The organism is Nonomuraea sp. NPDC052265, from assembly GCF_044547985.1.
Lineage (GTDB): Bacteria > Actinomycetota > Actinomycetes > Streptosporangiales > Streptosporangiaceae > Nonomuraea.
In genome coordinates this window covers 19,794-41,426 of sequence record NZ_JBIUBJ010000004.1, presented here as the reverse complement: position 1 = coordinate 41,426, position 21,633 = coordinate 19,794, and the positions used below count along the sequence as shown (strand labels likewise).

General features: G+C 73.2%; 29 protein-coding genes. 10 read left to right on the top strand and 19 right to left on the bottom strand.

From position 1 onward, the window contains the following. Positions 1-20 precede the first annotated feature (20 nt). The gene (locus tag ACIHAD_RS13710; RefSeq protein ID WP_397354725.1) at positions 21-350 is read left to right on the top strand and encodes a YciI family protein; all 330 of its coding nucleotides are present in this window, start codon (positions 21-23) and stop codon (positions 348-350) included. Continuing rightward, a complete protein-coding gene (locus ACIHAD_RS13705; protein WP_397354724.1) occupies positions 347-1,051 on the top strand; it encodes a sigma factor in 705 nt (234 codons plus the stop codon). Before ACIHAD_RS13710 ends, ACIHAD_RS13705 begins: the two co-directional genes overlap by 4 nt. Before the next feature lie 65 nt (positions 1,052-1,116). On the opposite strand, the gene ACIHAD_RS13700 is transcribed toward ACIHAD_RS13705, so the two are convergent. Next, positions 1,117-1,401 carry a hypothetical protein gene (locus ACIHAD_RS13700; protein WP_397354723.1) on the bottom strand — a complete coding sequence of 95 codons (285 nt, stop codon included), beginning with the start codon at positions 1,399-1,401 and terminating at the stop codon, positions 1,117-1,119. 207 nt (positions 1,402-1,608) lie between these two features. Between ACIHAD_RS13700 and ACIHAD_RS13695 the strand changes: the two genes are divergently transcribed. After that, positions 1,609-2,076: a GNAT family N-acetyltransferase gene (locus tag ACIHAD_RS13695; RefSeq protein ID WP_397354722.1), complete on the top strand. Its 468-nt coding sequence runs from the start codon at positions 1,609-1,611 to the stop codon at positions 2,074-2,076. A 134-nt stretch (positions 2,077-2,210) separates the two neighbouring features. Here the strand turns inward: ACIHAD_RS13695 and ACIHAD_RS13690 are convergent, their stop codons facing one another. The 3 genes from ACIHAD_RS13690 to ACIHAD_RS13680 form a co-directional block, all read right to left on the bottom strand. Then, the gene (locus ACIHAD_RS13690) at positions 2,211-2,612 is read right to left on the bottom strand and encodes a hypothetical protein (protein WP_397354721.1); all 402 of its coding nucleotides are present in this window, start codon (positions 2,610-2,612) and stop codon (positions 2,211-2,213) included. A 1-nt stretch (position 2,613) separates the two neighbouring features. Further along, positions 2,614-3,150, bottom strand: coding sequence for a dihydrofolate reductase family protein (locus ACIHAD_RS13685; RefSeq protein ID WP_397354720.1), 537 nt, complete (start codon positions 3,148-3,150; stop codon positions 2,614-2,616). Positions 3,151-3,513: 363 nt separating this feature from the next. Further along, positions 3,514-4,125 carry a TetR/AcrR family transcriptional regulator gene (locus ACIHAD_RS13680; protein ID WP_397354719.1) on the bottom strand — a complete coding sequence of 204 codons (612 nt, stop codon included), beginning with the start codon at positions 4,123-4,125 and terminating at the stop codon, positions 3,514-3,516. 81 nt (positions 4,126-4,206) lie between these two features. On the opposite strand from ACIHAD_RS13680, the gene ACIHAD_RS13675 reads away from it, so the two are divergent. Continuing rightward, positions 4,207-5,031, top strand: coding sequence for an alpha/beta hydrolase family protein (locus ACIHAD_RS13675; protein ID WP_397354718.1), 825 nt, complete (start codon positions 4,207-4,209; stop codon positions 5,029-5,031). A 126-nt stretch (positions 5,032-5,157) separates the two neighbouring features. On the opposite strand, the gene ACIHAD_RS13670 is transcribed toward ACIHAD_RS13675, so the two are convergent. From ACIHAD_RS13670 to ACIHAD_RS13660, 3 genes are all read right to left on the bottom strand, one after another. Then, the gene (locus ACIHAD_RS13670) at positions 5,158-5,739 is read right to left on the bottom strand and encodes a sigma-70 family RNA polymerase sigma factor (protein WP_397354717.1); all 582 of its coding nucleotides are present in this window, start codon (positions 5,737-5,739) and stop codon (positions 5,158-5,160) included. A 108-nt stretch (positions 5,740-5,847) separates the two neighbouring features. After that, positions 5,848-6,429: an SRPBCC family protein gene (locus ACIHAD_RS13665; RefSeq protein WP_397354716.1), complete on the bottom strand. Its 582-nt coding sequence runs from the start codon at positions 6,427-6,429 to the stop codon at positions 5,848-5,850. A gap of 48 nt (positions 6,430-6,477) precedes the next feature. After that, positions 6,478-6,636 (bottom strand): hypothetical protein, encoded by a 159-nt coding sequence (locus ACIHAD_RS13660; RefSeq protein WP_397354715.1) that lies wholly within the window; start codon positions 6,634-6,636, stop codon positions 6,478-6,480. A 149-nt stretch (positions 6,637-6,785) separates the two neighbouring features. On the opposite strand from ACIHAD_RS13660, the gene ACIHAD_RS13655 reads away from it, so the two are divergent. Then, the gene (locus tag ACIHAD_RS13655) at positions 6,786-7,586 is read left to right on the top strand and encodes a TetR/AcrR family transcriptional regulator (protein ID WP_397354714.1); all 801 of its coding nucleotides are present in this window, start codon (positions 6,786-6,788) and stop codon (positions 7,584-7,586) included. An 11-nt stretch (positions 7,587-7,597) separates the two neighbouring features. Here the strand turns inward: ACIHAD_RS13655 and ACIHAD_RS13650 are convergent, their stop codons facing one another. Next, positions 7,598-8,206, bottom strand: a complete 609-nt coding sequence (locus tag ACIHAD_RS13650) for a dihydrofolate reductase family protein (RefSeq protein ID WP_397354713.1) — start codon at positions 8,204-8,206, stop codon at positions 7,598-7,600. Positions 8,207-8,281: 75 nt separating this feature from the next. Further along, complete coding sequence (locus ACIHAD_RS13645) at positions 8,282-8,842, bottom strand: TetR/AcrR family transcriptional regulator (protein ID WP_397354712.1); 561 nt, start codon at positions 8,840-8,842, stop codon at positions 8,282-8,284. Between the two features lie 160 nt (positions 8,843-9,002). Here ACIHAD_RS13645 and ACIHAD_RS13640 point away from each other — a divergent pair, with 160 nt between their 5' ends. Continuing rightward, entirely contained in the window at positions 9,003-9,965 is a 963-nt protein-coding gene (locus tag ACIHAD_RS13640; protein WP_397354711.1) for an alpha/beta hydrolase family protein, read from the top strand. 155 nt (positions 9,966-10,120) lie between these two features. Here ACIHAD_RS13640 and ACIHAD_RS13635 read toward each other — a convergent pair whose 3' ends face one another. Genes ACIHAD_RS13635 through ACIHAD_RS13625 form a run of 3 tightly spaced genes read right to left on the bottom strand, consistent with a single transcriptional unit; the run spans position 10,121 to position 12,457 of the window. Further along, positions 10,121-10,765, bottom strand: a complete 645-nt coding sequence (locus ACIHAD_RS13635) for a response regulator (protein ID WP_397354710.1) — start codon at positions 10,763-10,765, stop codon at positions 10,121-10,123. Beyond that, on the bottom strand, positions 10,756-11,856 hold the full coding sequence (locus tag ACIHAD_RS13630) for a sensor histidine kinase (RefSeq protein WP_397354709.1): 1,101 nt from the start codon (positions 11,854-11,856) through the stop codon (positions 10,756-10,758). Before ACIHAD_RS13630 ends, ACIHAD_RS13635 begins: the two co-directional genes overlap by 10 nt. Further along, complete coding sequence (locus ACIHAD_RS13625) at positions 11,840-12,457, bottom strand: DedA family protein (RefSeq protein ID WP_397354708.1); 618 nt, start codon at positions 12,455-12,457, stop codon at positions 11,840-11,842. The genes ACIHAD_RS13630 and ACIHAD_RS13625 overlap by 17 nt, the downstream gene beginning before the upstream one ends. 101 nt (positions 12,458-12,558) lie before the next feature. Here ACIHAD_RS13625 and ACIHAD_RS13620 point away from each other — a divergent pair, with 101 nt between their 5' ends. Continuing rightward, on the top strand, positions 12,559-15,294 hold the full coding sequence (locus ACIHAD_RS13620) for an SNF2-related protein (protein ID WP_397354707.1): 2,736 nt from the start codon (positions 12,559-12,561) through the stop codon (positions 15,292-15,294). Beyond that, positions 15,291-16,460, top strand: a complete 1,170-nt coding sequence (locus ACIHAD_RS13615; protein WP_397354706.1) for an SWIM zinc finger family protein — start codon at positions 15,291-15,293, stop codon at positions 16,458-16,460. Before ACIHAD_RS13620 ends, ACIHAD_RS13615 begins: the two co-directional genes overlap by 4 nt. Before the next feature lie 15 nt (positions 16,461-16,475). Here ACIHAD_RS13615 and ACIHAD_RS13610 read toward each other — a convergent pair whose 3' ends face one another. Both ACIHAD_RS13610 and ACIHAD_RS13605 read right to left on the bottom strand, forming a co-directional pair. Next, positions 16,476-16,745, bottom strand: coding sequence for a hypothetical protein (locus ACIHAD_RS13610; protein WP_397354705.1), 270 nt, complete (start codon positions 16,743-16,745; stop codon positions 16,476-16,478). 47 nt (positions 16,746-16,792) lie between these two features. Continuing rightward, a complete protein-coding gene (locus ACIHAD_RS13605; RefSeq protein WP_397354704.1) occupies positions 16,793-17,362 on the bottom strand; it encodes a TetR/AcrR family transcriptional regulator in 570 nt (189 codons plus the stop codon). 69 nt (positions 17,363-17,431) lie between these two features. Between ACIHAD_RS13605 and ACIHAD_RS13600 the strand changes: the two genes are divergently transcribed. After that, positions 17,432-17,929, top strand: a complete 498-nt coding sequence (locus ACIHAD_RS13600; RefSeq protein ID WP_397354703.1) for an FBP domain-containing protein — start codon at positions 17,432-17,434, stop codon at positions 17,927-17,929. Between the two features lie 7 nt (positions 17,930-17,936). Here the strand turns inward: ACIHAD_RS13600 and ACIHAD_RS13595 are convergent, their stop codons facing one another. Further along, a complete protein-coding gene (locus ACIHAD_RS13595; protein ID WP_397354702.1) occupies positions 17,937-18,884 on the bottom strand; it encodes a GNAT family N-acetyltransferase in 948 nt (315 codons plus the stop codon). Positions 18,885-18,928: 44 nt separating this feature from the next. Between ACIHAD_RS13595 and ACIHAD_RS13590 the strand changes: the two genes are divergently transcribed. Further along, positions 18,929-19,516, top strand: a complete 588-nt coding sequence (locus tag ACIHAD_RS13590; RefSeq protein WP_397354700.1) for a TetR/AcrR family transcriptional regulator — start codon at positions 18,929-18,931, stop codon at positions 19,514-19,516. Between the two features lie 7 nt (positions 19,517-19,523). Here ACIHAD_RS13590 and ACIHAD_RS13585 read toward each other — a convergent pair whose 3' ends face one another. From ACIHAD_RS13585 to ACIHAD_RS13570, 4 genes are all read right to left on the bottom strand, one after another. Further along, a complete protein-coding gene (locus tag ACIHAD_RS13585) occupies positions 19,524-20,162 on the bottom strand; it encodes an NAD(P)-dependent oxidoreductase (protein ID WP_397354699.1) in 639 nt (212 codons plus the stop codon). A gap of 124 nt (positions 20,163-20,286) precedes the next feature. Then, positions 20,287-20,685 (bottom strand): VOC family protein, encoded by a 399-nt coding sequence (locus ACIHAD_RS13580; protein ID WP_397354697.1) that lies wholly within the window; start codon positions 20,683-20,685, stop codon positions 20,287-20,289. Beyond that, positions 20,682-21,299 carry an SRPBCC family protein gene (locus ACIHAD_RS13575; protein WP_397354696.1) on the bottom strand — a complete coding sequence of 206 codons (618 nt, stop codon included), beginning with the start codon at positions 21,297-21,299 and terminating at the stop codon, positions 20,682-20,684. Before ACIHAD_RS13575 ends, ACIHAD_RS13580 begins: the two co-directional genes overlap by 4 nt. Then, positions 21,286-21,624: an ArsR/SmtB family transcription factor gene (locus ACIHAD_RS13570; RefSeq protein WP_397354695.1), complete on the bottom strand. Its 339-nt coding sequence runs from the start codon at positions 21,622-21,624 to the stop codon at positions 21,286-21,288. The genes ACIHAD_RS13575 and ACIHAD_RS13570 overlap by 14 nt, the downstream gene beginning before the upstream one ends. Between the last annotated feature and the right edge of the window lie 9 nt (positions 21,625-21,633).

Genomic DNA, 21,633 nt, shown 5'->3' with positions numbered 1-21,633 from the left:
TGCTGGCTATTCTCGGGGACATGAAGTACGTGCTCATGATCGGGCTGGACGAATCCGACATGCCGGAGGAGATCGCGTTGCACGGGTGCGGCGGCTGGAGCGCGGAGATGGCCAGGCGCGACGTCGTACGGGGCGGCGTCGGGCTGCGACCGGCCGCCGAGGCCACCACCGTACGCGTGCGCGGGGGCGACATGCTGCTCACCGACGGGCCGTTCGCCGAGACCAAGGACCAGATCGGCGGGTTCACCCTGATCGAGTGCGAGGGCATGGAGGAGGCGGTCCGGATCGCCGCCGCCCACCCGGTGGCCCGCTACGGCTCGATCGAGATCAGACCCGTCCTGGAGCCGTGAACGATCTGGAGGCGGTCTTCCGCGCCGAGTGGGGCACGGTCGTGGCCACCCTCATCCGGCTCACCGGCGACTGGGACCTGGCCGAGGAGTGCGCCCAGGACGCCTTCGCCGCCGCCCTGGAACGCCGGCCGCGTGACGGCGTACCGGACCGGCCGGGCGCCTGGCTGACCACCACCGCCCGCAACCGCGCCCTGGACCGGCTGCGCCGCGAGCGGGCCGGGGCCGTCGAACTCCGCCAGGCCGCCCTGGCCGCGCAGGCCGGGCCGCCGCCGGCCGACGACTTCCCCGCGGCGGCGCTGGACCTTCGGGCCGCCGGGCCGTACCAGGTGCAGACCGCCATCGCCGCCTGTCACGCCACCGCGACCGAGGCCGCCGCGACCGACTGGCCGCAGATCGTCCTGCTGTACGGGCGGCTGACCAGGCTGCTGCCCTCCCCCGTGGTCGAGCTCAACCGGGCCGTGGCCGTCGCCATGGCCCGCGGCCCGGCGGCGGGCCTGGAACTGGTGGACCGCCTGGCCGCCACCGGCGAACTCGGCGACTACCACCTGCTGCACGCCGCCCGCGCCGACCTGCTGCGCCGCCTGGACCGGCGGGACGAGGCCGCCGTCGTCTACCGGCGGGCGCTCGGCCTGGCCCCCGCCGAGGCCGAGCGCCGCTACCTGGCCAGGCGGCTGGCGGAGGTGGGCGGGGTGGGTGCATGAGAAGGTCCCGCCGCCGGGGCTGAGGACTGGGGAAGTCAGCATCGGCGGCGGGACCGGCCTCGGGATCACGACCCGGGCAAGGAATTCCCGCCGTTGCCGGCCAGGCCGTACGCGGTGAGGTACGGCCTGGACTGCCCGGCCTGACGGTACGCGGTTGCGCTGCGCACAGCGGCCTGCCCCGCGTCATGGGGGTGACCGTCGGGGTGACCGTGATGACCGCAGCGGCCCGCGGCCCCGCCCGGGAACGTGCCCGGGCCCGTCGCGACCTGGGCCGCGAAGCCGCCGCCGGCGAACGTGACCGCCGGCACCTCGACGGCGGCCCCCGGCCCGCTGACGGCTCTGCCTGTCATGCGCTCCTCCTCCCTGCCCGAGCGGGCGACTCTGCACCGTGACTACCCCATGTCACTCTCCGTGAAGCTCGATGGCCGGGTAAAATCCCTCGCCCGCAGCTCAAGTCAGGGGTGGCGATCACGGTGGGTGATGGAAACGGTGGCCTGGGAAGCGCGCTTCCGGAGAACCGCCGAAACTGTCGGTGCCCGATGGCACACTCGGCCGGCATGAGCGATGACGTGCGGCTGCGGCCCGTCCAGGAGACCGATCTGGAGGTGTTCCTGGAGCAGGAGCACGACGAGGAGGCCGTGCGGCGGTCGAGGTTCGCCCCGCGCGAGCGGGCGGCCTTCATGACCCACTGGACCACCCGGGTCCTGGGCGATCCCACCGTCCTGGTGCGCGCCGTCATGGTCGACGGCGAGGTGGCCGGGAACATCGTGTCCTGGTGGGAGGGCGGGCGGCGCTTCGTCGGCTACTGGCTGGGCCGCCCCCACTGGGGCCACGGCGTCGGCACCACGGCGCTGGGGCTGTTCCTGGCGGAGGAGAAGACCAGGCCCCTGCACGCCGACCCCTTCGCGGGCAACACCGGTTCGGTGCGGCTGCTGGAACGCCACGGGTTCCGGCACGCCGGCACGGTCCGGCACGGCGACGACGAGCACCTGCTGATGGTGCTGGGCGACGACCTGCCCGCCTGACCGTCACGCGCGGGCGCCCGCCGCCGGGCGGGGCGCCGACCGGGTTCTCCGCCGGGGGCGCGCGTCACCGGGCGGGGCGCCTGCCCGGTCTCCGCCGGGGCGCGCGGGTTTTGAGGCGCGGATGGGCGGCGGGGTCAGCCGCGGCCGCCGGTGAACGCGGGCTCGCCGTCCTTCAGGGCGCGGAAGCGCAGCGCCGACCACACCTCGTCCACCGCCACCTGGCCATTGGGACGCAGCCCGTACTCGCCGACGATGGGCCACAGCGTGTCGCGGTTGATGTCGGACTTGTTGCCCTTGGGGTAGGCCACCCAGACCACGGGCGGCGCGGTGAGCTCGTCGCGGTGCTCGTCCAGGATCCGGTGGGCCGCGGCGGCGTCGGAGGCGAAGATCAGCGCGACGTCGGCCTCCTCGACGGCCCCGGCCTCGCGCGCGCCCTCGGGCAGCGGCCCCAGCAGCGGCCGGTGGGCGGGGTCGGAGACCCACACGGCGCTACGCGGCTTGATGAGCAGCTTGTCGGCGACGGTCTTGGCGGCCATGTCATGCCTTCGTGTAGATCAGGTTCAGCACGCCGGTGCTGAAGGTGGTGGAGGTGGTCAGGCGGAGCGGGATCTGCTCGCGCGCGTCGTCGAACAGCCGCTTGCCCGAGCCGACGACGATCGGGTGGAGCAGCAGGTTGAGCTCGTCGAGCAGGCCCTCGCGCAGCAGCGAGACGACCAGCGTGCCGCTGCCCACGACGGAGATGTTGCCTCCGGGGCGCTCCCGCAGCGCCGCCAGGTCGGCCAGACTGACGACCTCGGTGTTCTGCCAGGACGGCGAGGTCAGCGTGGTGGAGACGACGTACTTGGTCGAGGAGTTCATCGCCTCGGCCATCGGCTCCTTCTCGGGGTCCTGCTTCGGCCAGTACGCGGCGAACTCCTCGTAGGTGTTCCGGCCCAGCAGCATGGCGTCGGCGGCCTGCATCTGGGCGCCGACCGACTGGCCCATCTCGTCGTTGAAGTACGGGAAATGCCAGGTGTCGGGGGCCTCGACCACGCCGTCGAGGGAGATGAACAGGCCCGCGGTGATCTTTCTCATGATTGTCGCTCCTTTGTGTTACTGAAGTGGGACAACCCTCCCACCGACAAATGGAGTTGTCAAGACGACTTCGATTGTCCGAGGTTCGAGGGCGGAGGTGGACGTTCGCGGGCTGGCGGGAGCGGGGCCGCACATCGGGCGGCAGGGGCGTGGCCGGGATCGTCAAGCGGGGGCGAAGGGGCTGCTCGACGATGGCGTGACCTTGGGACGGGCGGCGAAACGCGAAAGACCCCGCGCGGGTGGCGCTTGGGGTGTGCGGGGTCCTCTGGCCGCGGGCTACGGACGGCCCTGCGACAGCGGGTCGCTACGGACGGCCCTGCGGGAGCCGGAGCGGGGGAACGGTTCTGGTTGCGGCGAACCGCTTCAGGCGCGGGCGGACGGCTGCTGGTCGTGGGGTGCGGCGGCGGACAGGAGGGTCAGGGCGGCGCGGCGGGCCTGGTCGGCCGCGTCCGTGCGGTCGAGGTGGGCCGCCACGACGGTCGCGCCCTCGACCAGCATCAGCAACTGCCGCCCCAAAAGCCCGGGATCGGCGGCCCCGGCGCGCTCGGCGATGCCGGTCAGCAGCTCAAGGTAACGGTCAAGGTGGCGGGCGGTGATGGCCCGTACGGGATCGGCGTGGTGCTGGGCGGCGGCGTTCAGCAGGGCGCAGCCGCGGAAGGCCGGGTCGTCGTACCACTGCCGCAGAGCGTCGAACACCGCGGCCAGCTGGGCGTGCGGATCGTCGCCCGCGGCTTGGGCGCAGGCGGCCAGCCACCGCGCGACCCGGTCGCTGCGCTCCCGCAGCACGGCCTCGACCAGGCCCTCCTTGGTGCCGAAGTGGCGGTAGAGGGTCTCCTTGGAGATGCCGATGCCCGCGCACAGCCCGGCGACGCCGATGCCGTCGAGGCCGCGCTCGTACAGCAGGTCGGCGGCGGCGCTCAGGATGGCGGCGCGGGTGCGGGCGGGGTCGATCGTGGAGCCTTTGGCCACGGGCATGGCAGAGATAGTACCGGTCGGTTCGATCGGGTGCTAACGTCTCGGCTCGTACCGGTCGGTTCGTTCTCGGGGAGTTCACCTATGTTTGATCCGCTTGCCGCCGACCCTCCGCGCGACCCCGAATTCCCGGCCACCACGCCGGAGGTGACGTTCGACAGCGGAGGCGAGCGCCTGCTCGGCGTGCTGCACGTGCCCTCCGGACGCGGCCCGCACCCCACCGTCGTGCTGCTGCACGGATTCCCCGGCAACGAGCGCAACTTCGACCTCGCCCAGGCGCTGCGCCGCGCCGGCTACGCCTGCCTGGTGTTCCACTACCGCGGATCATGGGGTGTCGGCGGCTCCTGGTCCTGGGGACACGTGCTGGAGGACGCCGCCGCCGTCGTCGCCGGGCTGCCAGGACTGGCCGACGCCCACCGGCTCGACCTGCGGCGCCTGGCGCTGGCCGGCCACAGCATGGGCGGGTTCGCGGCGCTGATGACGGCGGCGGCCGACCCGTCCGTGACCGCCGTCGCCTCCGCCGCCGCGTTCGACTTCGGCGCGGTCGGCGCGCTGTGCCGCGACGACGCCGAGGTCCGGGCCGGGTACGTCAAGGAGTTCGACGGCGCGCTGGCCCCCTTGCGCGGGACCAGCGGGCAGGCGCTGGTCGCCGAGATGGAGGCGGCCGGCGACGCCTGGCAGCTGACCCGGCTCGCGCCGCGGCTGGCCGGACGCCCCGTGCTCCTCATCGGCACCGGCCACGACGTCGTCACGCCGAACGAGCTGCACCACGATCCCCTCGTCGCCGCCTACCGGGCACAACCCGTCGAACGCCTCGAACACCACCTCTTCCCCACCGACCACGCCCTGTCGGACCACCGCGTCACCCTGGCCCGCACGATCCTCGCCTTCCTGGAACGCGCCCTGTGACCGGCGCGCCCTGACGAAGAGACGACCCCAGGGAAGGGCACCACAGGGCAGGCGGATCCCTTTCAGGGCGAGCTCTCCGTGGGACAACGCGGCCCCAGGACAACGCGGCCCGGGACCGACGCGGGCTCAAGGCGGCGCGGCCCGGATCAGCGCCGCGTCCGCGTCGAGCCGCTCGCGTGAGCGGCCCCGCCACTCGGCGCCGACCACCACCCCGTCCCCCGCATAACGCGGCACCACGTGCAGGTGGAGGTGGAAGACCTCCTGACCGGCCTCGGCGATCTCGTCGTAGTCCAGGCCGAACACCTCCCGCAGCACGAACACCGCGCGCTCGGTGGGATGGAGCGTCTCCAGCACCAGCGGCATGGCCATCGACACGCTCTCGGCCAGCTCGACGTCCTCGGCCACGTCCGGGGAGGTCGGCAGCGGCTCGGGCAGCCACGGGCCGACGTAGGACTCCTTGCGCCGGCGCAGCGTGCGCAGCCGGGTCAACGCCTGCCGGGTGACCATGCGGACCAGGAACGCGCGCCGGTCACGCACCTCCTCCAGCTCGATCGAGGCCCACCGTAGCCAGGTCTCCTGCAGGATGTCCTCGGCGTCGGCGGCCGAGCCGAGCATCTCGTAGGCGACGGTGAACAGCAGGTTGCGATGGGTGAGGAACGTCTGGGTCGCGCTGTCCGCCTGGTCCGACGGTTCGACGTCTTGGCTCACTACCCGCTCCTGCCTGCCGGTTCTCGACCCTGCCACACGCGCAAGGCGCCGGTCACCGCCGCCCTGTGACATCGAAGGAGGGTGGCGTGCGTCACATCCCGCGGACGGTCAGCGGGACTCGGCGGCGGCCTTCAGGTCGCGTAGCCACGCCTCCAGCCCGGCGCCGAGGAGCTTGGTGGAGGTGGCCACGTCGGCCTCGACCTGGTCGCCGGTCCAGGTCTCCTCGGTGTGTACGCGCACACCGCCCTTGACCTTGGTGAACGTCCACAGGTGCACGCCCTGGTCGATGCGCACGCCCTCGCCGACCGCAGGCCCGCTCCACAGGAGGCAGGCGTCGTGCTTGAGGCGGCGCAGGGTGGAGGTGATGTGCATGGTGGTGGCCGGGGCCGGGGTGGTCCACCGCCACGACGACCCGGCGCGCAGCGGGCCGCGGTCCAGGCGCTTGCTGGACAGGACGGGCTTCTGCCAGTCGGGCCACTGCTCCACCCGCGTCTGCAGCCGGAAGATCCGGCTCAGCGGAGCATGGATCACGATGTCGGCCCGGTAGCGGATGCGGGCCGAGGCGTCCACGCCCTCCCCGCGGCACGCAGGCCCCTGAGTGGTGGCCTGGGCGGCCGGGACGTTGCCCGCCAGGACGCCGGCGACGGCGAGCGGGACCAGGAACGAGGCGATGCGGACGTTGCGGAACATGGTGTTTTCCTCTCGTTGAGGGATCGAAGGGACCGGGTAGGGGCGTTGTCAGCGCCGGCCGGCCCGCAGGACGGCCGCGACGAGCGCGGCGGAGGCGGCGACGATCAGCACGGCGAAGGCGGGGTGCATGTCCTTCCAGGCGGCGACGCTCACCGCCACCGGCGTGCCGCGGCCGGTACGGGCGAACGGCTGGTACGTGGTGGTCATGACGCTCCCCTTTCGTCTGGACGGCCACGAGCGGCTAGATGCTCATGCGTTCGTTAGAAGTTATAACTGCATGGCGAGAGGAGTGTCAACAACGTTCGTGATAGCCTCTAACTGAATTTCTGGGGTGTAGCGGCGGAGGGTGGCAGACCATGGCGGACACAGTGACCCCGCGCGAGCGCTACCGCACCCAGGTGCGTACCGAGATCAAGGAACACGCCTGGCGGCAGATCGCCACGACGGGAGCCTCCGCGCTGTCCCTCAACGCGATCGCCAAACAGATGGGCATGAGCGGCCCGGCGCTCTACCGCTACTACGCCAACCGCGACGAGCTGATCACCGAACTCATCCGCGACGCCTACCGCAGCCTCGCCGACACCCTGCGATCAGCCGCTGAAGAGGCCACCGAAGAAGCCGCGGAGAAGGCCTCAGAAGAGAGCGCAGAAGAGAGCGCAGAAGAGAGCGCAGAAGAGAGCGCAGAAGAGAGCGCAGAAGAGAGTGCCGAAGGCGTCGCCGGCCTGGCCGCGCTGGCCCACGCCGTACGCCGCTGGGCCCTGCGCGACCCCCAGCGGTACCTGCTCATCTACGGCACCCCCGTCCCCGGCTACCACGCCCCCGACGACACCACCGCCATCTCATCCCAGATCATGACGCTCCTGCTCGACGCCGGCTCGGCCGCCCCGCCCGAGCGTCCCGACACCCCGCTCGACCGCCACCTGGCCGGCCACCGCGACTGGGCCGCCGGCCACCCCGCCCCGCCCGCGGTCCTGCACCAGGCGCTCAGCTTCTGGACCCGGATCCACGGCGTGCTGTCCCTGGAGCTGGCCGGCCACTTCGCCGCGATGGGCTTCGACCCCGCCCTGCTGTTCGCCGCCGAACTGGACGACCTGCTGGCACGCCGACCCCGCGGGCACGCGTCAGGCCCGGCCCGCCGGAGGCGGGACCGGGCCTGACGGGACGCGCGTTACCGGACGTCCTGGGGCAGGTGGGTCCCGGCGTCGTCGTAGGAGCCCTCGCCGACGGCCCCGGCCGGCCGGTAGACCAGGTGGAGCACACCCGTGGTGAACGTCTCGGAGCTGACCAGCTCCAGCGGGATCGCCTCCTGCCCCTCGTCGAACAGCCGCTCGCCCTTGCGCACCGCGATCGGGTGCACGAGCAGGTGCAGCTCGTCCAGCACCCCGGCGGCCAGGAGCCGGCGGACCACCGAGACCGAGCCGCTCATCGCGATCGGGCCGCCCGGCTCGGACTTCAGCGCGGTCACGGCCTTGACCAGGTCGCCCCGCAGCAGCTCGGAGTTGCGCCAGGTGAACTCCAGCGGCTGACGGGACACCACGATCTTGCGCGCGTCACCGATCGTCCTGGCGAAATCGGCGTCCTCGCCGCCCGCCTCCTCGCGCTCCGGCCACGCCCCGGCGAAGCTGTCGTAGGTCTTGCGGCCCAGCAGCAGCGTGTCGGCCATCTGCGCCGTCACCGCCGCGCCCATCTCGTCGTCGAAGTACGGGAGGTGCCAGTCCGCCGGGTCCTGGACCACGCCGTCGAGCGAGATGAACAGGTTCGCGCTGATCTTCCTCATGATGAGCCTCCATGCGTCTTGGGATGTTCCTGAAGTCTCGCGGGATCGGCTTACGGATCTCTTACGGTCTCCCTCTCACCGGCCCAGCCCGGCCACGAGGAACCCGACCAGGCGGCGGGCGTCGTAGCGGGGATCGGACTCGGCCCCGATGCACAGGTTCCCCACCCCGCGCATGAGCTCCAGGGCCTCCAGATCGGCGCGGATCTCACCGGCTGCCGCCGCCGCCTCCAGCAGGCGGGCGCACACCGGCACCAGACGGTCCAGGAAGTAGGCGTGCAGCGTCTGGAAGCCGGTGTTGTCCGGCCGCAGGACCGCGGCCAGCCCGTGCTTGGTGACCAGGAAGTCGACGAACAGGTCGATCCACTGCCGCAGCGCCGCGTACGGGCTCGCGGCGCCGGCCAGCAGCGCCGGACCGGCCTCGGCGCAGGACTCCACCTGGTGGCGGTAGACGGCGATGACGAGGTCGGCCCGCGTCGGGAAATGGCGGTAGATCGTGGCGGTCCCGACCCCGGCCTCGGCCGCGATGTCGCGGATCGGCGCCTCCACCCCCGAGGTGACGAACACCGCGGCGGCCGCGCGGAGCAGGTTCTCCTCGTTACGCCGGGCGTCGGCCCGCTTAGGACGCGAGTGGTCCACGACGCTCCCTCCAGAGTCGGATTGCTAAACGGGACATGGTCCCGTATCGTCGAAAACGGGACATGGTCCCGCTTGCTCATGATGCCAGAGCGCGGACCAGGCGGCAAAGCCCTGCCCCCTGCCGTGCTCACCTGCCACCACCCACCCGGAAGGCACCACCATGCCCACATCGCCCACATCGCCCACATCGCCCACCCCGGTCGTCTCGGTCAGGCCGGTCGTCCTGCCCGCGCCCGGACGAGGTCAGGACCTCCACGTCCGCGTCTCGGCCCCCGCCACCGGCGACCACCTGCCCGTCGTCGTCCTCTCCCACGGCCACGGCTGGTCCATGGACGGCTACGCCCCCCTGGCCGACTACTGGGCCGCCCACGGCTTCGCGGTCCTGCAACCCACCCACCTCGACTCCCGGGCCCTCGCCCTGCCCGCCGACGACCCCCGCACCCCGCTGATCTGGCGCATCAGGGTCGAGGACCTCAGGCGCGTCATCGACGGCCTGGACGTCCTGGAAGCCGCCCTTCCCGGACTGGCCGGACGCCTGGACCACGGCCGCGTCGCCGTCGCCGGGCACTCCTGGGGAGCCCAGAGCGCCGGCATGCTCCTCGGCGCCCGCGTCCTGGACGCCGACGGCACGCCGGGAGAGGACCTGTCCGACCCCCGCGTCACGGCCGGCGTGCTGCTCGCCCTGCCCGGACAGGGCGGCCAGGACCTGTCACCGTTCGCCGCCGAGCACTTCCCCTTCATGAACCCCGCCTTCGCGTTCATGACCACCCCGGCCCTCCTGGTCGCCGGCGACCAGGACGACTCGCCGCTGTCGGTACGGGGACCGGACTGGTTCACCGACGGCTACCACCTCAGCCCCGGGGACAAGAGCCTGCTGACGCTGTTCGGCGCCGAGCACACCCTCGGCGGCCTCGCCGGGCACCGCGTCGCCGAGACGACCGACGAGAGCCCCGAACGCCTGGCCCTGCTGCAACGGCTCACCACGGCCTTCCTGCGCAGCGCCCTGACCCCCGGCGACCCCGCCTGGCCCGACGCCCGCGCCGCCCTGCAAGCCGCCCCCCACCCCCTGGGACAGGTGCAGAGCAAGCAGGCCGATCAGCCCACCGGGCGGCGGAAGCCGTAGGTCTCGTGCCGCCGGACGAACCCGAGCGAACGGTACAGCCGGCGGGCGGCGGTGTTGTCCGCGTCGTGGTTCACCGTCACCGCCGTCACGCCATGACCGACCGCAGGTCCGGCAGATCCTCATGGCGGAAGACCCGCACGCGCACAGCGAACTCCTCAGGACTTCAAGAAGTGAAGGACGGCCAGCACCCGGCGGCTGTACCCGCTGGCGTGCGACAGGCCCAGTTTGTCGAACAGCGCGTTGACGTGTTTCTCCACCGCGCTCTGCGACACGTGCAACTGCGCGGCGATCGAGGCGTTGGTCATGCCCTGGGCCATGCGCTCCAGCACCTCCCGCTCCCGCGCGGTCAGCCGGGCCAGCGGGTCGACCTGCGTGGTACGGGCCAGCAACTGCCGCACCACCTCCGGGTCGAAGGCCGCACCGCCCGCCGCCACCCGCTCCAGCGCGTCCAGGAAGTCGCCGACCTGCGCCACGCGGTCCTTCAGCAGGTAGCCGACGCCCTCGACGTCGGCGCTCATCAGCTCGGTGGCGTAACGCTTCTCCACGTACTGCGACAGCACCAGCACCTTGACCCGCGGCCAGCGCCGCCGGATCTCCAGCGCCGCCCGCAACCCCTCGTCGGTGTGGGTCGGCGGCATGCGCACGTCCACCACCACGACGTCGGGGGCGTGCTCGGCCACCGCCGCCACCAGGGCCTCGCCGTCGCTCACGGCGGCCGGCACCTGGTGCCCCTCCTCGCCCAGCAGGCGGACCAGGCCCTCGCGCAGCAGCGTGGAGTCCTCGGCCAGGATCACCCGCACGGCAGCACCGCCGCCACCGTCGTCGGGCCGCCGGGCGGGCTGACCACGTCCAAGGCGCCGTCGAGCGCCGCCACCCGCCTGGCCAGCCCGGAAAGGCCGCCCCCGCCGGGGCGCGCGCCGCCCGTCCCGTCGTCGCTCACCCGTACGAGCACCCTGTCGTCCTCCTGTCTGACCTCGACCGTCACCAGCGTGGCGGCCGCGTGCTTGGCGGCGTTGGTCACCGCCTCGCACACCACGAAGTACGCCGCCGTCTCCACCGCCATCGGCGGCCGCCGCGGCAGCTCGCACACCACCTTGACCGGCACGCCCGCGCGCTCGGCCACCCCCGCCAGCGCCTCGCCCAGCCCGAGGGTGTCCAGCCCGCTCGGATAGACCCGCCAGGCCACCTCGCGCAGCTCGGCCAGCGCCTGCTGGGCCTGCTCGTGCGCCTGCCCCAGCAGCTCCGGACGCCCCCGGAGGGACCGCCCGATGAGCATCGACAACGCCACCAGGCGCTGCTGCAGCCCATCGTGCAGATCACGCTCGATCCGGCGGCGCTCGGAGTCGACCGCGGCCACGATCCCGGCCCGGCTCTCGGCCAGCTCGGCGATCCTGCGCTCCAGCGCCTCGGTACGGTCGGGCCCCAGCATCCGCCCGGCCAGCCGCCGCTCCAGCGCGTGCACCCCCACCAGCCCCGACAGGCCGATAAACAGCAGCACGCAGCCGCCCACCAGGAAGTACAGCACCAGCGGCGGCGTCGGCCTCATCCCGTCGAACGGCTCCCCCCGGGCCCACGCCCCGGCCAGCAGCACCCCGGCGCGCGCGCCCAGGACCAGCAGCGCCACCACCAGCGCGCCCAGCACCCCGGCCGGGATCCTGGCGGCCAGGTAGCGCGCCGGCCGGGTGCCCCGCCCGGCCGGCGCGCCGAGCGCGGCGGTGTCCAGGCGCAGGCGGCGCGCCTCGAACGCGGCCAGCCGCGCCGCCGTCGCCCGCACCCGCGGCCGGCCGAGAAAGGGCAGCGTGAGCAGCAGGAACGCCATGCCGGCCAGAGCGGTGAGCCCGCCCAGGGCCACCGCGCCCAGCACCTTCAGCCCCTCAGCGGTGGTTCGCATGCCTTCCCTTGCGTCGTTCCGTCAGCCGTACCGCGACGAAGACCGCGATCGCCAGCACCACCAGGCCGATCACGACGTTGGTGCCGATCCCGACGTAGGCCTCGACCAGCGACCAGTTCTCGCCGAGAAAGTATCCCGCAAGCACGAAGATGGTGTTCCAGATGGCGCTGCCGGCCGTCGTGAGCAGGGTGAACGTCACCAGCGGCATGCGCTCCACGCCTGCCGGCACCGAGATCAGGCTGCGGAAGATGGGGATCATCCGGCCGAAGAACACGGTCTTGCGGCCGTGCCGCGAGAACCACGCCTCGGTCTTCTCGATGTCGGACACCTTGACCAGCGGCAACCTGGCGGCGATGGCCAGGGTGCGTTCGCGGCCGAGCATCGCGCCCACCCCGTACAGGGCCAGCGCCCCGGCGACCGAGCCGAGCGTGGTGTACACCAGCACGTCCAGCAGGTCCAGCTCGCCCCTGCTGGCGGTGAAGCCGGCCAGGGGCAGGATGACCTCGCTGGGCAGCGGCGGGAACAGGTTCTCCAGCATGATCGCCAGCCCGGCCCCGAACGCGCCGAGGTCCTCCATCAACGCAATCAACCAATCCGTCATGTCCCCCAGGCTACGAATGATCGGGTAGGCCGGTAATGAGGCGGACTGCCGATGTGCTCTGTGGTAAACCACACCCCCACGTACCGTACACTGTACGGCCTATGAGTCCTCATCCGGAGCTGGCGCGACACCCAGCGATCTTCCGACCCGGCGATCCCCCCAGGTCCGGCCACCTGGTCTTCCTCGACGACGAAGGCGACGGCACGGCCACGGTGATCGAACAGGACGACGACGGCCGCCCCCGCCCCCGCGAGCGCGCCGTCACCGAGATCCCGGTGGCCGACGCCGTCGCCGTGCTGGCCAGAGCGCGCGCCGACGCCACCGCCCACCCGGCCACCCGCTTCTGGGGCGCGGTCGCGCTGGTCGCCCTGCAACTCGTCACCCGCGGCCGCATCCTGCCCGCCGTCTCGCCCGAGGGCCACGACTCCTGGCGCGCCGGCCCCCTGGACGCCGCCGACGCCCGCCGGGTGCGCGAGCTGGCCGAGGCCATGCCCGCCGCCGCCCGCGCCATCCCCGTGGGCGACCTGCTGCTGCCCGACGCCGAACCCCTCCTGCGCGCCTTCCTCGACGCCGTGGCCGACGCCATGCCGCGCTCGCCCGGCGCCGTACGCGCCACCGGCTCCACCGCCTTCGCCGCCGTCAAACCCGTCAAGGTGCCCCACCTGCGCCCCTGGGCCGAGGAGGTCTCGGCGGGACTCGACTCCGGCGTACGGCTCTCGCTCCGGCTGGAGGCCGACGACCTGGCCCAGGCCGACTTCCGGGCCGTCGTCCAGGTGCACGGCCCGCCCGACCCCTCCCTCGTCGTGGACGCCGCCGACCTGTGGCAGGGACGCGACCCCGGGTTCGGCCCCCGCGCCAGGATCGAGGTCACCCTGGCCCTGCGCCGCGCCGCCCGCGCCTGGCCCCGGCTGGAACGGCTGCTCGACCACGCCGTCCCCGACGAGCTCGCCCTCACCGACGGCGACGTGGAGGACCTGCTGGCCGGCGCGGCCGACCGGCTCACCGCCGCCGGCGTCGAGGTCCACTGGCCACGCTCCCTCGTCCGCGGCCTGAGCGCGCACGCCGTCGTCGGCGAAGGCGACAGCGCGCCCTCCGACCTGCCCTCCTTCCTCGGCGGCCACCACCTGACCAGCTTCAACTGGCGGCTCGCCCTCGGCGGCGCCCCGCTGAGCGCCGCCGAGATGGACCTGCTGGCCGAGTCCCACCGGCCCGTCGTACGGCTGCGCGACCAATGGGTGCTCATCGAACCCGGCCTGGCCCGCAAGGCCCGCCTGCGCGACCTCAAACCCCTCACCGGCCTCCAGGCGCTCGGCGCGGCGCTCACCGGCACGGTCGAGATCGAGGCCGAGACCGGCGCCGGGGGCGAACCGGAACAGATCGCCGTCGAGCCCACCGCCTGGCTCGCCGACCTGCGCGACCGGCTCACCGACCCCGACCCCGTCGACCCGCCACCCGGCCTGGCCGCCACCCTGCGCGACTACCAGCTCCAAGGGCTGCGGTGGCTGGCCAGGATGACCTCGCTCGGCCTCGGCGGCTGCCTGGCCGACGACATGGGCCTGGGCAAGACCATCACCCTGATCGCGCTCCACCTGCACCGCGCCGGCACCGGGCCCACCCTCGTGGTCTGCCCCGCCTCGCTGCTGGGCAACTGGGAACGCGAGATCACCAGGTTCGCCCCCGGCGTCCCGGTCCGCCGCTACCACGGCGCCGCCCGCACGCCGGCCGACGACGGGTTCGTGCTCACCACGTACGGCACCATGCGCCTGGACGCGGCCGCCCTCGGCGCCCATCCCTGGGGCCTGCTGGTCGCCGACGAGGCCCAGCACGTCAAGAACCCCGCCTCCGGCACCGCCAAAGCGCTGCGCGAGATCCCCGCCGGCGCCCGCGTCGCCCTCACCGGCACCCCCGTGGAGAACAACCTGTCCGAACTGTGGGCCATCCTCGACTGGACCACCCCCGGCCTGCTCGGCCCCCTGACCCGCTTCAGGGCCCGCTGGGCCAAACCGGTCGAGTCCGGCGACACCGACACCGCCGCCCGGCTGGCCCGGCTCGTCGGGCCGTTCCTGCTGCGCCGCCGCAAGAGCGACCCCGGCATCGCCCCCGAACTGCCGCCCAAGACCGAGACCGACCGGCCCGTCCCCCTCACCACCGAACAGGCCGCCCTGTACGAGGCCGTCGTCCGCGAGAGCATGACCCAGATCGAGAACGCCAAGGGCATGGCCAGACGCGGCCTGATCGTCAAACTGCTGACCGGGCTCAAGCAGATCTGCAACCACCCCGCCCACTACCTGCACGAATCGTCCCCCCGGCTGACCGGCCGCTCCGGCAAGCTCGAACTGCTCGACGAACTCGTCGACACGATCGTCGCCGAGGACGGCGCCGTCCTGGTGTTCACCCAGTACGTCGCCATGGCCAGGCTCCTGGACAGGCACCTGTCCGGCCGCGGCGTGGCCACCCAGCTCCTGCACGGCGGCACCCCGGTCGCCCGCCGCGAGGAGATGGTCGCCCGCTTCCAGGACGGCCACGCCCCCGTCTTCCTGCTCTCCCTCAAGGCCGCCGGCACCGGCCTGAACCTCACCCGCGCCGACCACGTCATCCACTACGACCGCTGGTGGAACCCCGCCGTGGAGGACCAGGCCACCGACCGCGCCTACCGCATCGGCCAGACCAGGCCCGTCCAGGTGCACCGCCTCATCGCCGAAGGCACGATCGAGGACCGCATCGCCGCCATGCTCGCCGCCAAGCGCTCGCTCGCCGACGCCGTCCTGGCCTCCGGAGAGGCCGCCTTCACCGAGCTGACCGACGCCGACCTCGCCGCACTCGTGGAGCTCAGATGACCGCCGTACGCGGATTCCCCGCCTTCCCCCCACAACGCGCCGGCGCCCGCTTCGCCACCACCTGGTGGGGCCAGGCGTGGATCAAGGCCCTGGAGGACACCTCGCTCGACCAGACCCTGCTGCGCAAGGGCCGCGCCTACGCCAAGACCGGCCAGGTCGGCCCGATCACCGTCAGCCCCGGCCGGCTCGCCGCCGTCACCGAGAGCGAGTACGACACCGTCGTCCGCGTCGAACAGCTCACCGACGCCGCCTGGGAACGCTTCCTCGACCAGGTCGCCGCCAAGGCCGGCCACATCGCCGCCCTGCTCGACCGCGACGTCCCGCACGACCTGGTCGAGGCCGCCGAGGACGCCGCCGTGCCGCTGCTGCCCACCGTCGGCGACCTGGAGCCCGAATGCTCCTGCCCCGACTGGGGACACCCGTGCAAGCACGCCGCCGCCCTGTGCTACCAGGCGTCCTGGCTGCTGGACGGCGACCCGTTCGTCCTGCTGCTGCTGCGCGGACGCGGCGAGCAGGACCTGATCGAGGCCCTGCAGACCCGCCACCTGTCCCCGCCCCTCACCCACGCGTCCCACAACGCGGCCACAGCCGGGCCCGGCGCGGCGGCCGCAGGTGTGCCCGCCGCGCAGGCGTTCGCGGTCGGCGAGCCGCCGCTGCCCGAACCGCCACCGCAGGAGGCCGCCTTCACGCCCCTCGCGCTCGACCCCGCCCCCGGCGTGGACGTGACCGCCCTGGCCGCGCTGGCCGCCTCCGCCGCCGGCCGCGCCCGCCAGATCCTGCTGCGCGGCCGCCTGGAACCGCTGACCGAACACCAGGACCGCGTCCGCCTGGCCGCCGAGCACGACCTCGGCCTGCAACCTGGCCTGCAACCCGGCCTGCAACCCGCCGTCCAGGCCTGGCGGTACGGCGGCGCCCCCGCCCTCGACGCGCTCGAAACCGCCTGGACCCCGCCCCGCCAGGACCTGGCCAGAGCCCAGGCGCTGCTGGAGTCCGGCTGGGACGGCGACCCCCCGCCCCGCCTGGAGACCTGGCGCAACCGCTGGACCCTCGGCCCCCGCCAGGTGCGCTACGGCCGCGACGGCCGCTGGTACCCCTTCACCGAGCACGACGGCCACTGGTGGCCCGCCGGCCCCCCGGAACGCGACCCCTCCACGCTCCTCCACTGACCCCGGGGGGGCGGGTCAGGGGGCGGAGTCCTCGGCCTCGCCCGCCGACGTCTCCAGCGCGGTCGCGGCCGGCGCCTGGTCCCAGGAGTCCAGCGACGGGTTGAGCGCCGAGACCGCCGGATCGGCCGCCACCGCCACGGCCAGCGGCGGACAGTGCAGATGCGCCGCGCAGAACGGATCGGCCGGATCAGCGCTCCCGTACGCCAGCAGCTCGGCCAACGCCCCCAGCCGCTCACCCTCCCGCGCGCAGGCCCGAGCCACCTCGGCGGCCAGCTCCTCAGGCATGCGGGCGGGGAGCGGCCCGCACACCCTGGACGCCGACCGGACCAGGCTCAGGCGGGCGGCCAGTTCCGCAGGACGGCGTCCAGGGCGTCCAGCGTCCTGGACCAGGAGGCTTCCACGTCGCGGGGATGGCGGCGGAACCCGCCGGCCGTCTCCAGGGTCACGTAACCGTGCAGCGTGCTGCTCATCATGCGCACCGCGTCGGTCTGGTCGGGCTCGGCCAGGCCGTAGCCGCGCAGGACGGCCCGCGTCAGCTCGGAGTTGCGGCGGCCCGCGCTGACGTCCAGCGACTCGGAGTCGAGCTCCATCTGGGTGGCGGCGTAGCGGCCGGGATGCTCCTTGGCATAGCCGCGGTAGGCGTCGGCGAACGGCACCAGCGCCTCCTTGCCCGACCGGCCGGCCAGCGCGGCGGCGGCCCGGTCGGCCATCTCGCCCAGGGCCAGCTCGGCCACCCGGACCCGCAGCTCCTGAATGTCCTTGATGTGGGCGTACAGGGCCGCGGGCTTGACGCCGAAACCGCGGGCGAGCGCGGAGGCGGTCACGTTCTGGAAGCCGACCTCGTCGGCCAGGTCCGCCGCCGCCCTGGTCAGACGGTCGACGGTCACTCCCGCGCGGGCCACGGCAGCACCCCTTCTTACAGGCTTTAAGTATTTGCATACTACCGTTAAGGGCGGCTAGCCTCCACAACCATGAGACCTCTGACCGAACGCGACATCCGCACGTCGTTCATCAACTGCTCCAAAGGCGAGGCCAAACGCGCCGGCCTGCCCCGGGACCTGGCCGACCTGCCCTGGGACGACCTCGACTTCCTCGGCTGGCGAGATCCCGGCGCCCCCGAGCGCGCCTACCTGGTCGCCGAGAGCGACGACACCCTCGTGGGCGTAGCCCTGCGGGTGACCTCCGGCGCCTCGCGGGTCTTCACCTCGCGCAGCATGTGCTCGTTCTGCCTGACCACCCAAACCGGCGGCGGCGTCGCCCTGATGACCGCCCGCCGCACCGGCGAGCCGGGCCGCCAGGGCAACACCGTCGGCCAGTACCTGTGCGCCGACCTCGCCTGCCCGCTCTACCTGCGCGGCAGGAAGGAGGCCGCGGGCGCCGGCGTGGTGGAGGAGTCGCTGACGACGGCGGAGAAGATCGCCCGAGCGCACGCCAACGTGCGTTCCTTCCTGGACAAGGTGGCCGCCTGACCAGGCCTCAGTCGTCGTCCCAGGCCATCGAGCTGATCCGCCACCCGGCCGGCGTCCGGACGAACTGGGTGGTCTTGTGGCCCGAGCCCTCGAACGGGACGCCGTCCCGGACGCCGGACTTGCGGTAGTCGCTGAAGCGGTGCGCGACCGCCCCGAAGATCTCGGTGCGCTCGGCGACCTCCCACTCGCAGAACTCCGTCAGCGTGCCGTCGGTGAGCATGCGCTCCCGGGGCTCGACGAAGCCGTCCAGGTCGTGGAACACCGGCTCGGGCCCGGTGTTGTTGACGATCATCCCCTGCGGGACGAACAGCTCGCGGACGGCGCCCACGTCAGGGCGGCGGCCGCCGGTGTTGGTGAACGCGCCCATGAAGGCGGCCATCAGCCGGTCGAGCTCGGCCTTGACGCCGCAGGCCGGCGCGTCGTCGGCCAGCAGCGACCAGATCTCGCTGTCGTGCCGCTCGCCCCGGTGCGGGAACCGCTTGCGCAGCACGCCGTCGCGGGTCATCCCGAGACGGCGCGCGACCTGGATGCTGCGCGTGTTGCCCGGCGAGACCCACCACTCCACGCGCGCCATGCCGCGCTCGGCGAACGCCCAGTCGATCAGCAGCCGGCACGCCCGGGTCACCAGCCCCCGCCCCTCCCCGGCCGCCTCCAGCCAGCAGCCGATCTCGCACACCCCCGACACCGCGTCGAACCGGGTGAACATGACGCCGCCGACCAGCGTGCCGGCCAGCCAGATCCCGTAGACGCGGGCGGCGTCCCCGGCCTGGTCGTCGGCGTAGCGCCGCAGGACGGCCGTGGCCGAGGCCAGGTCGGTGCTGCGCGCGGCCCACGGGATCCACGGGTCCACCGACGGGCGGGCGCGGTCGATGTGGTCCAGGAACTCCTGGGCCTGCCAGGGCTCCAGCGGGCGGAGCTCGGCGTCCTCGCCGAGCGGTAGTGCGAACACGGACACCGTCCAAAGGTACGTAACGAGCGTTCGGTATGTAAGGTAGCAGCATGCCACCCGCCGCAGGAGACCGTGAAGCCCGCCGGGAAGACGTCTCGCAGGCCGTCTGGCAGGTGCTGGCCGACAAGGGGTTCGGCGGGCTGACACTGCGCGCCGTCGCCGCCGCCATGGGCGTGTCGACCGGCCTGCTCATGCACTACTTCCCCACCAAGCGCGCCCTGGTCGGGCACGCCCTCGACCTGCTGGAGCGGCGCACCGCCGCCCGCCCCCGGCGCGAGGCCCCCGCCGGCCTGGCCGCCCTGCGGGCCGCGCTGCTCGACATCCTGCCGCTGGGTCCCGCCGACGTCGCCCGCAACCGCGTCTGGGTCAGCTCATGGGACCTGGCGCTGGCCGACGACGACCTCGGCGCCGGCCAGGCCGCCCGCTACGCCCGGCTGCGCTCGGCGCTGCGCGCGCACCTGGAGACCGCCCGCGACCTCGGCGAACTGCCCCCGGCGGCCGACCCGGAACGGCTGGCGGCCAGTGCCGTGGCGTTCACGCACGGGCTCGTCGTCCAGGCGCTGTTCGACCCCGGCCGCTTCACCGACGACATCCAGACGGCGCTGCTCGACGACTTCCTGGCCTCGATCGCGGTCTGACCCGCCGCTACGTGGCCACCGACACGACGTGCCCGGCCGAGGCCGGGTCGGCGGCCAGCTTCAGCATGCAGTCGGCCAGGTCGGCGCGGGTGGTGGCCCGGCCGCCGCGCAGGTTGAGGTCCACGGCCGTGCGGTAGCGGCCGGTCGGCCCGGCCTCCAGCAGGCGGGACGGGCGCACGATCGTCCAGTCCAGGCCCGAGGCGCGCAGCAGGCGCTCGGACTCGGCCAGGTCGGTGTAGGAGTTCCTGAGCAGCGGCCGCAGGACGAGGGGTTTGAGCACGTACCGGGTGACCAGGCCGTCGCCGGCGTCGGCGACCATGCCCGCGGCGCTGACCAGCAGCACCCGCCGGGCCGAGACGCGCGCCATCGCCTCGGTGACCGAGCGCATGCTCGTCGAGTGCACGGTGGTCGGGCCGCGCCCGCGCGGGCCGAGCGCGATCAGGACGGCGTCCCGGCCCTTGACCGCCGGGGCGATCGCCTGGGGGTCGGCCACGTCGGCGGTCACCGTCTCGACGCGGTCGCGCAGCCCCTCCGGCAGCCTGGCCGGGTCGCGGACGACGGCGGTGACCTCGTGCCCCAGGCCGAGCCCCTGGCGGACGAGTTCGAGCCCGGTGCGGCCGGTCGCGCCGAAGATGACGAGCCTCATGTCGTGCCCTTCACGAGAGGGTGGGTGAACACTCACTCACCCTACTCGCAGGCTCAGCCGGCGCGCGCCGGGACGTGCTCGTCACGGAGGCCAGAGCCCGGTCCGACCTCCGCCCGGGGCCGCGTCAGGCCAGGTTGAGCTGCCAGGACACGCCGAACCGGTCGTTCACCCAGCCGAACTTGGTGCTGAAGCCGTACGAGCCGATCGGCATCAGCGGCTGGCCGCCCTCCAGCAGCGCCGCGTACAGCCGGTCGATCTCCTCCTCGCTGTCGCACGCGACCCAGATCGACATCGAGGGGGTGAAGCCGAACGCGTGCTGCTCACTGCTGTCGATGCACATGTACTCCTGACCGGCCAGGGTGAACGTGGCGTGCATGACGGTGCCCTCGGGCCCCGGCCCGCCGGGGCCGTAGTGGGAGACGGCCACCACCTTGGAGTCCTCGAACAGCGACACGTAGAAGTTCATCGCCTCCTCGGCGTCGCGGTTCTGGAACATCAGGAACGTCGTGGTCTTCTGGCTCATGACTGGTCCTCCGTAGGTAGGTAGAAAGCGGTGGTGGCGGCGACCGCGGTGGCGGCGGACTCGGGCGAGGCCCCCGCCTGTTCGAAAGCCTCGCCCCACGCCCTGCTGCTGGCCGCGATGTAGCGGCGGCCGTCGCCGGTCAGCTCGAAGCCGACCTTGTCGGGCAGGGGCAGCCCCGAAAGGTGCAGCCCCAGACCCAGAAGCGCGAGGTCCCAGCCCACGCCGACCGCCCCGGGCCCGAACCGGCCCCACATCTCCGGCGGCACCTCGGCGGTGTGGCGCAGCTCGAACAGGGTGCCCTCGCCCTCGGGCGACAGGCGCACCTCGACCTCGGAGAATCCGGGGTCGACCCCGAACAGCCAGCTCACCCTGAGGTAGGCGGGCGGATCGCAGTCGAGGATCTCCCCGCCCGCGTTGCCCTCCAGCTGGTACGTGCCCCCGAGCCGCAGGTCGCCCGAGACGGGCATGAACCAGCGGGCGATGCGCTCGCCGTCGGTGCAGGCGTCCCAGACGTCCTCCACCTCCGCGTCGTAACGGCGGGCCAGGACCACGCTCTTGCGCTCGCCGTCCTCCAGCTCGCGCCTGATCCGGGATATCTCGTCAAGGCTGTCCATCGTGCTTCTTTCTTCTGCCCCGCGCCAGCTCGGTGGCCAGCGCGTCGAGGCGCTGGTCCCAGAACCCGCGGAAACGGTCGAGCCAGAGGTCGACCTCCCGCAGCGGCGCGGCCTCCACGGCGTAGAGCCGTCGCGTGCCCTCGGCCCGCACGCTGGCGAACCCGTTGTCGCGCAGCACCTTCAGGTGCTGGGAGACCGCCGGCTGCGAGATGCCGAACTCTCGCTGGATGACTGCGGTGACCTCGCCGGAACTCTGCTCGCCGCCGGCCAGCAGCTCCAGGATCCGGCGGCGGACCGGATCCCCGAGGACGTCGAACGCGTGCACGAGCTCAGT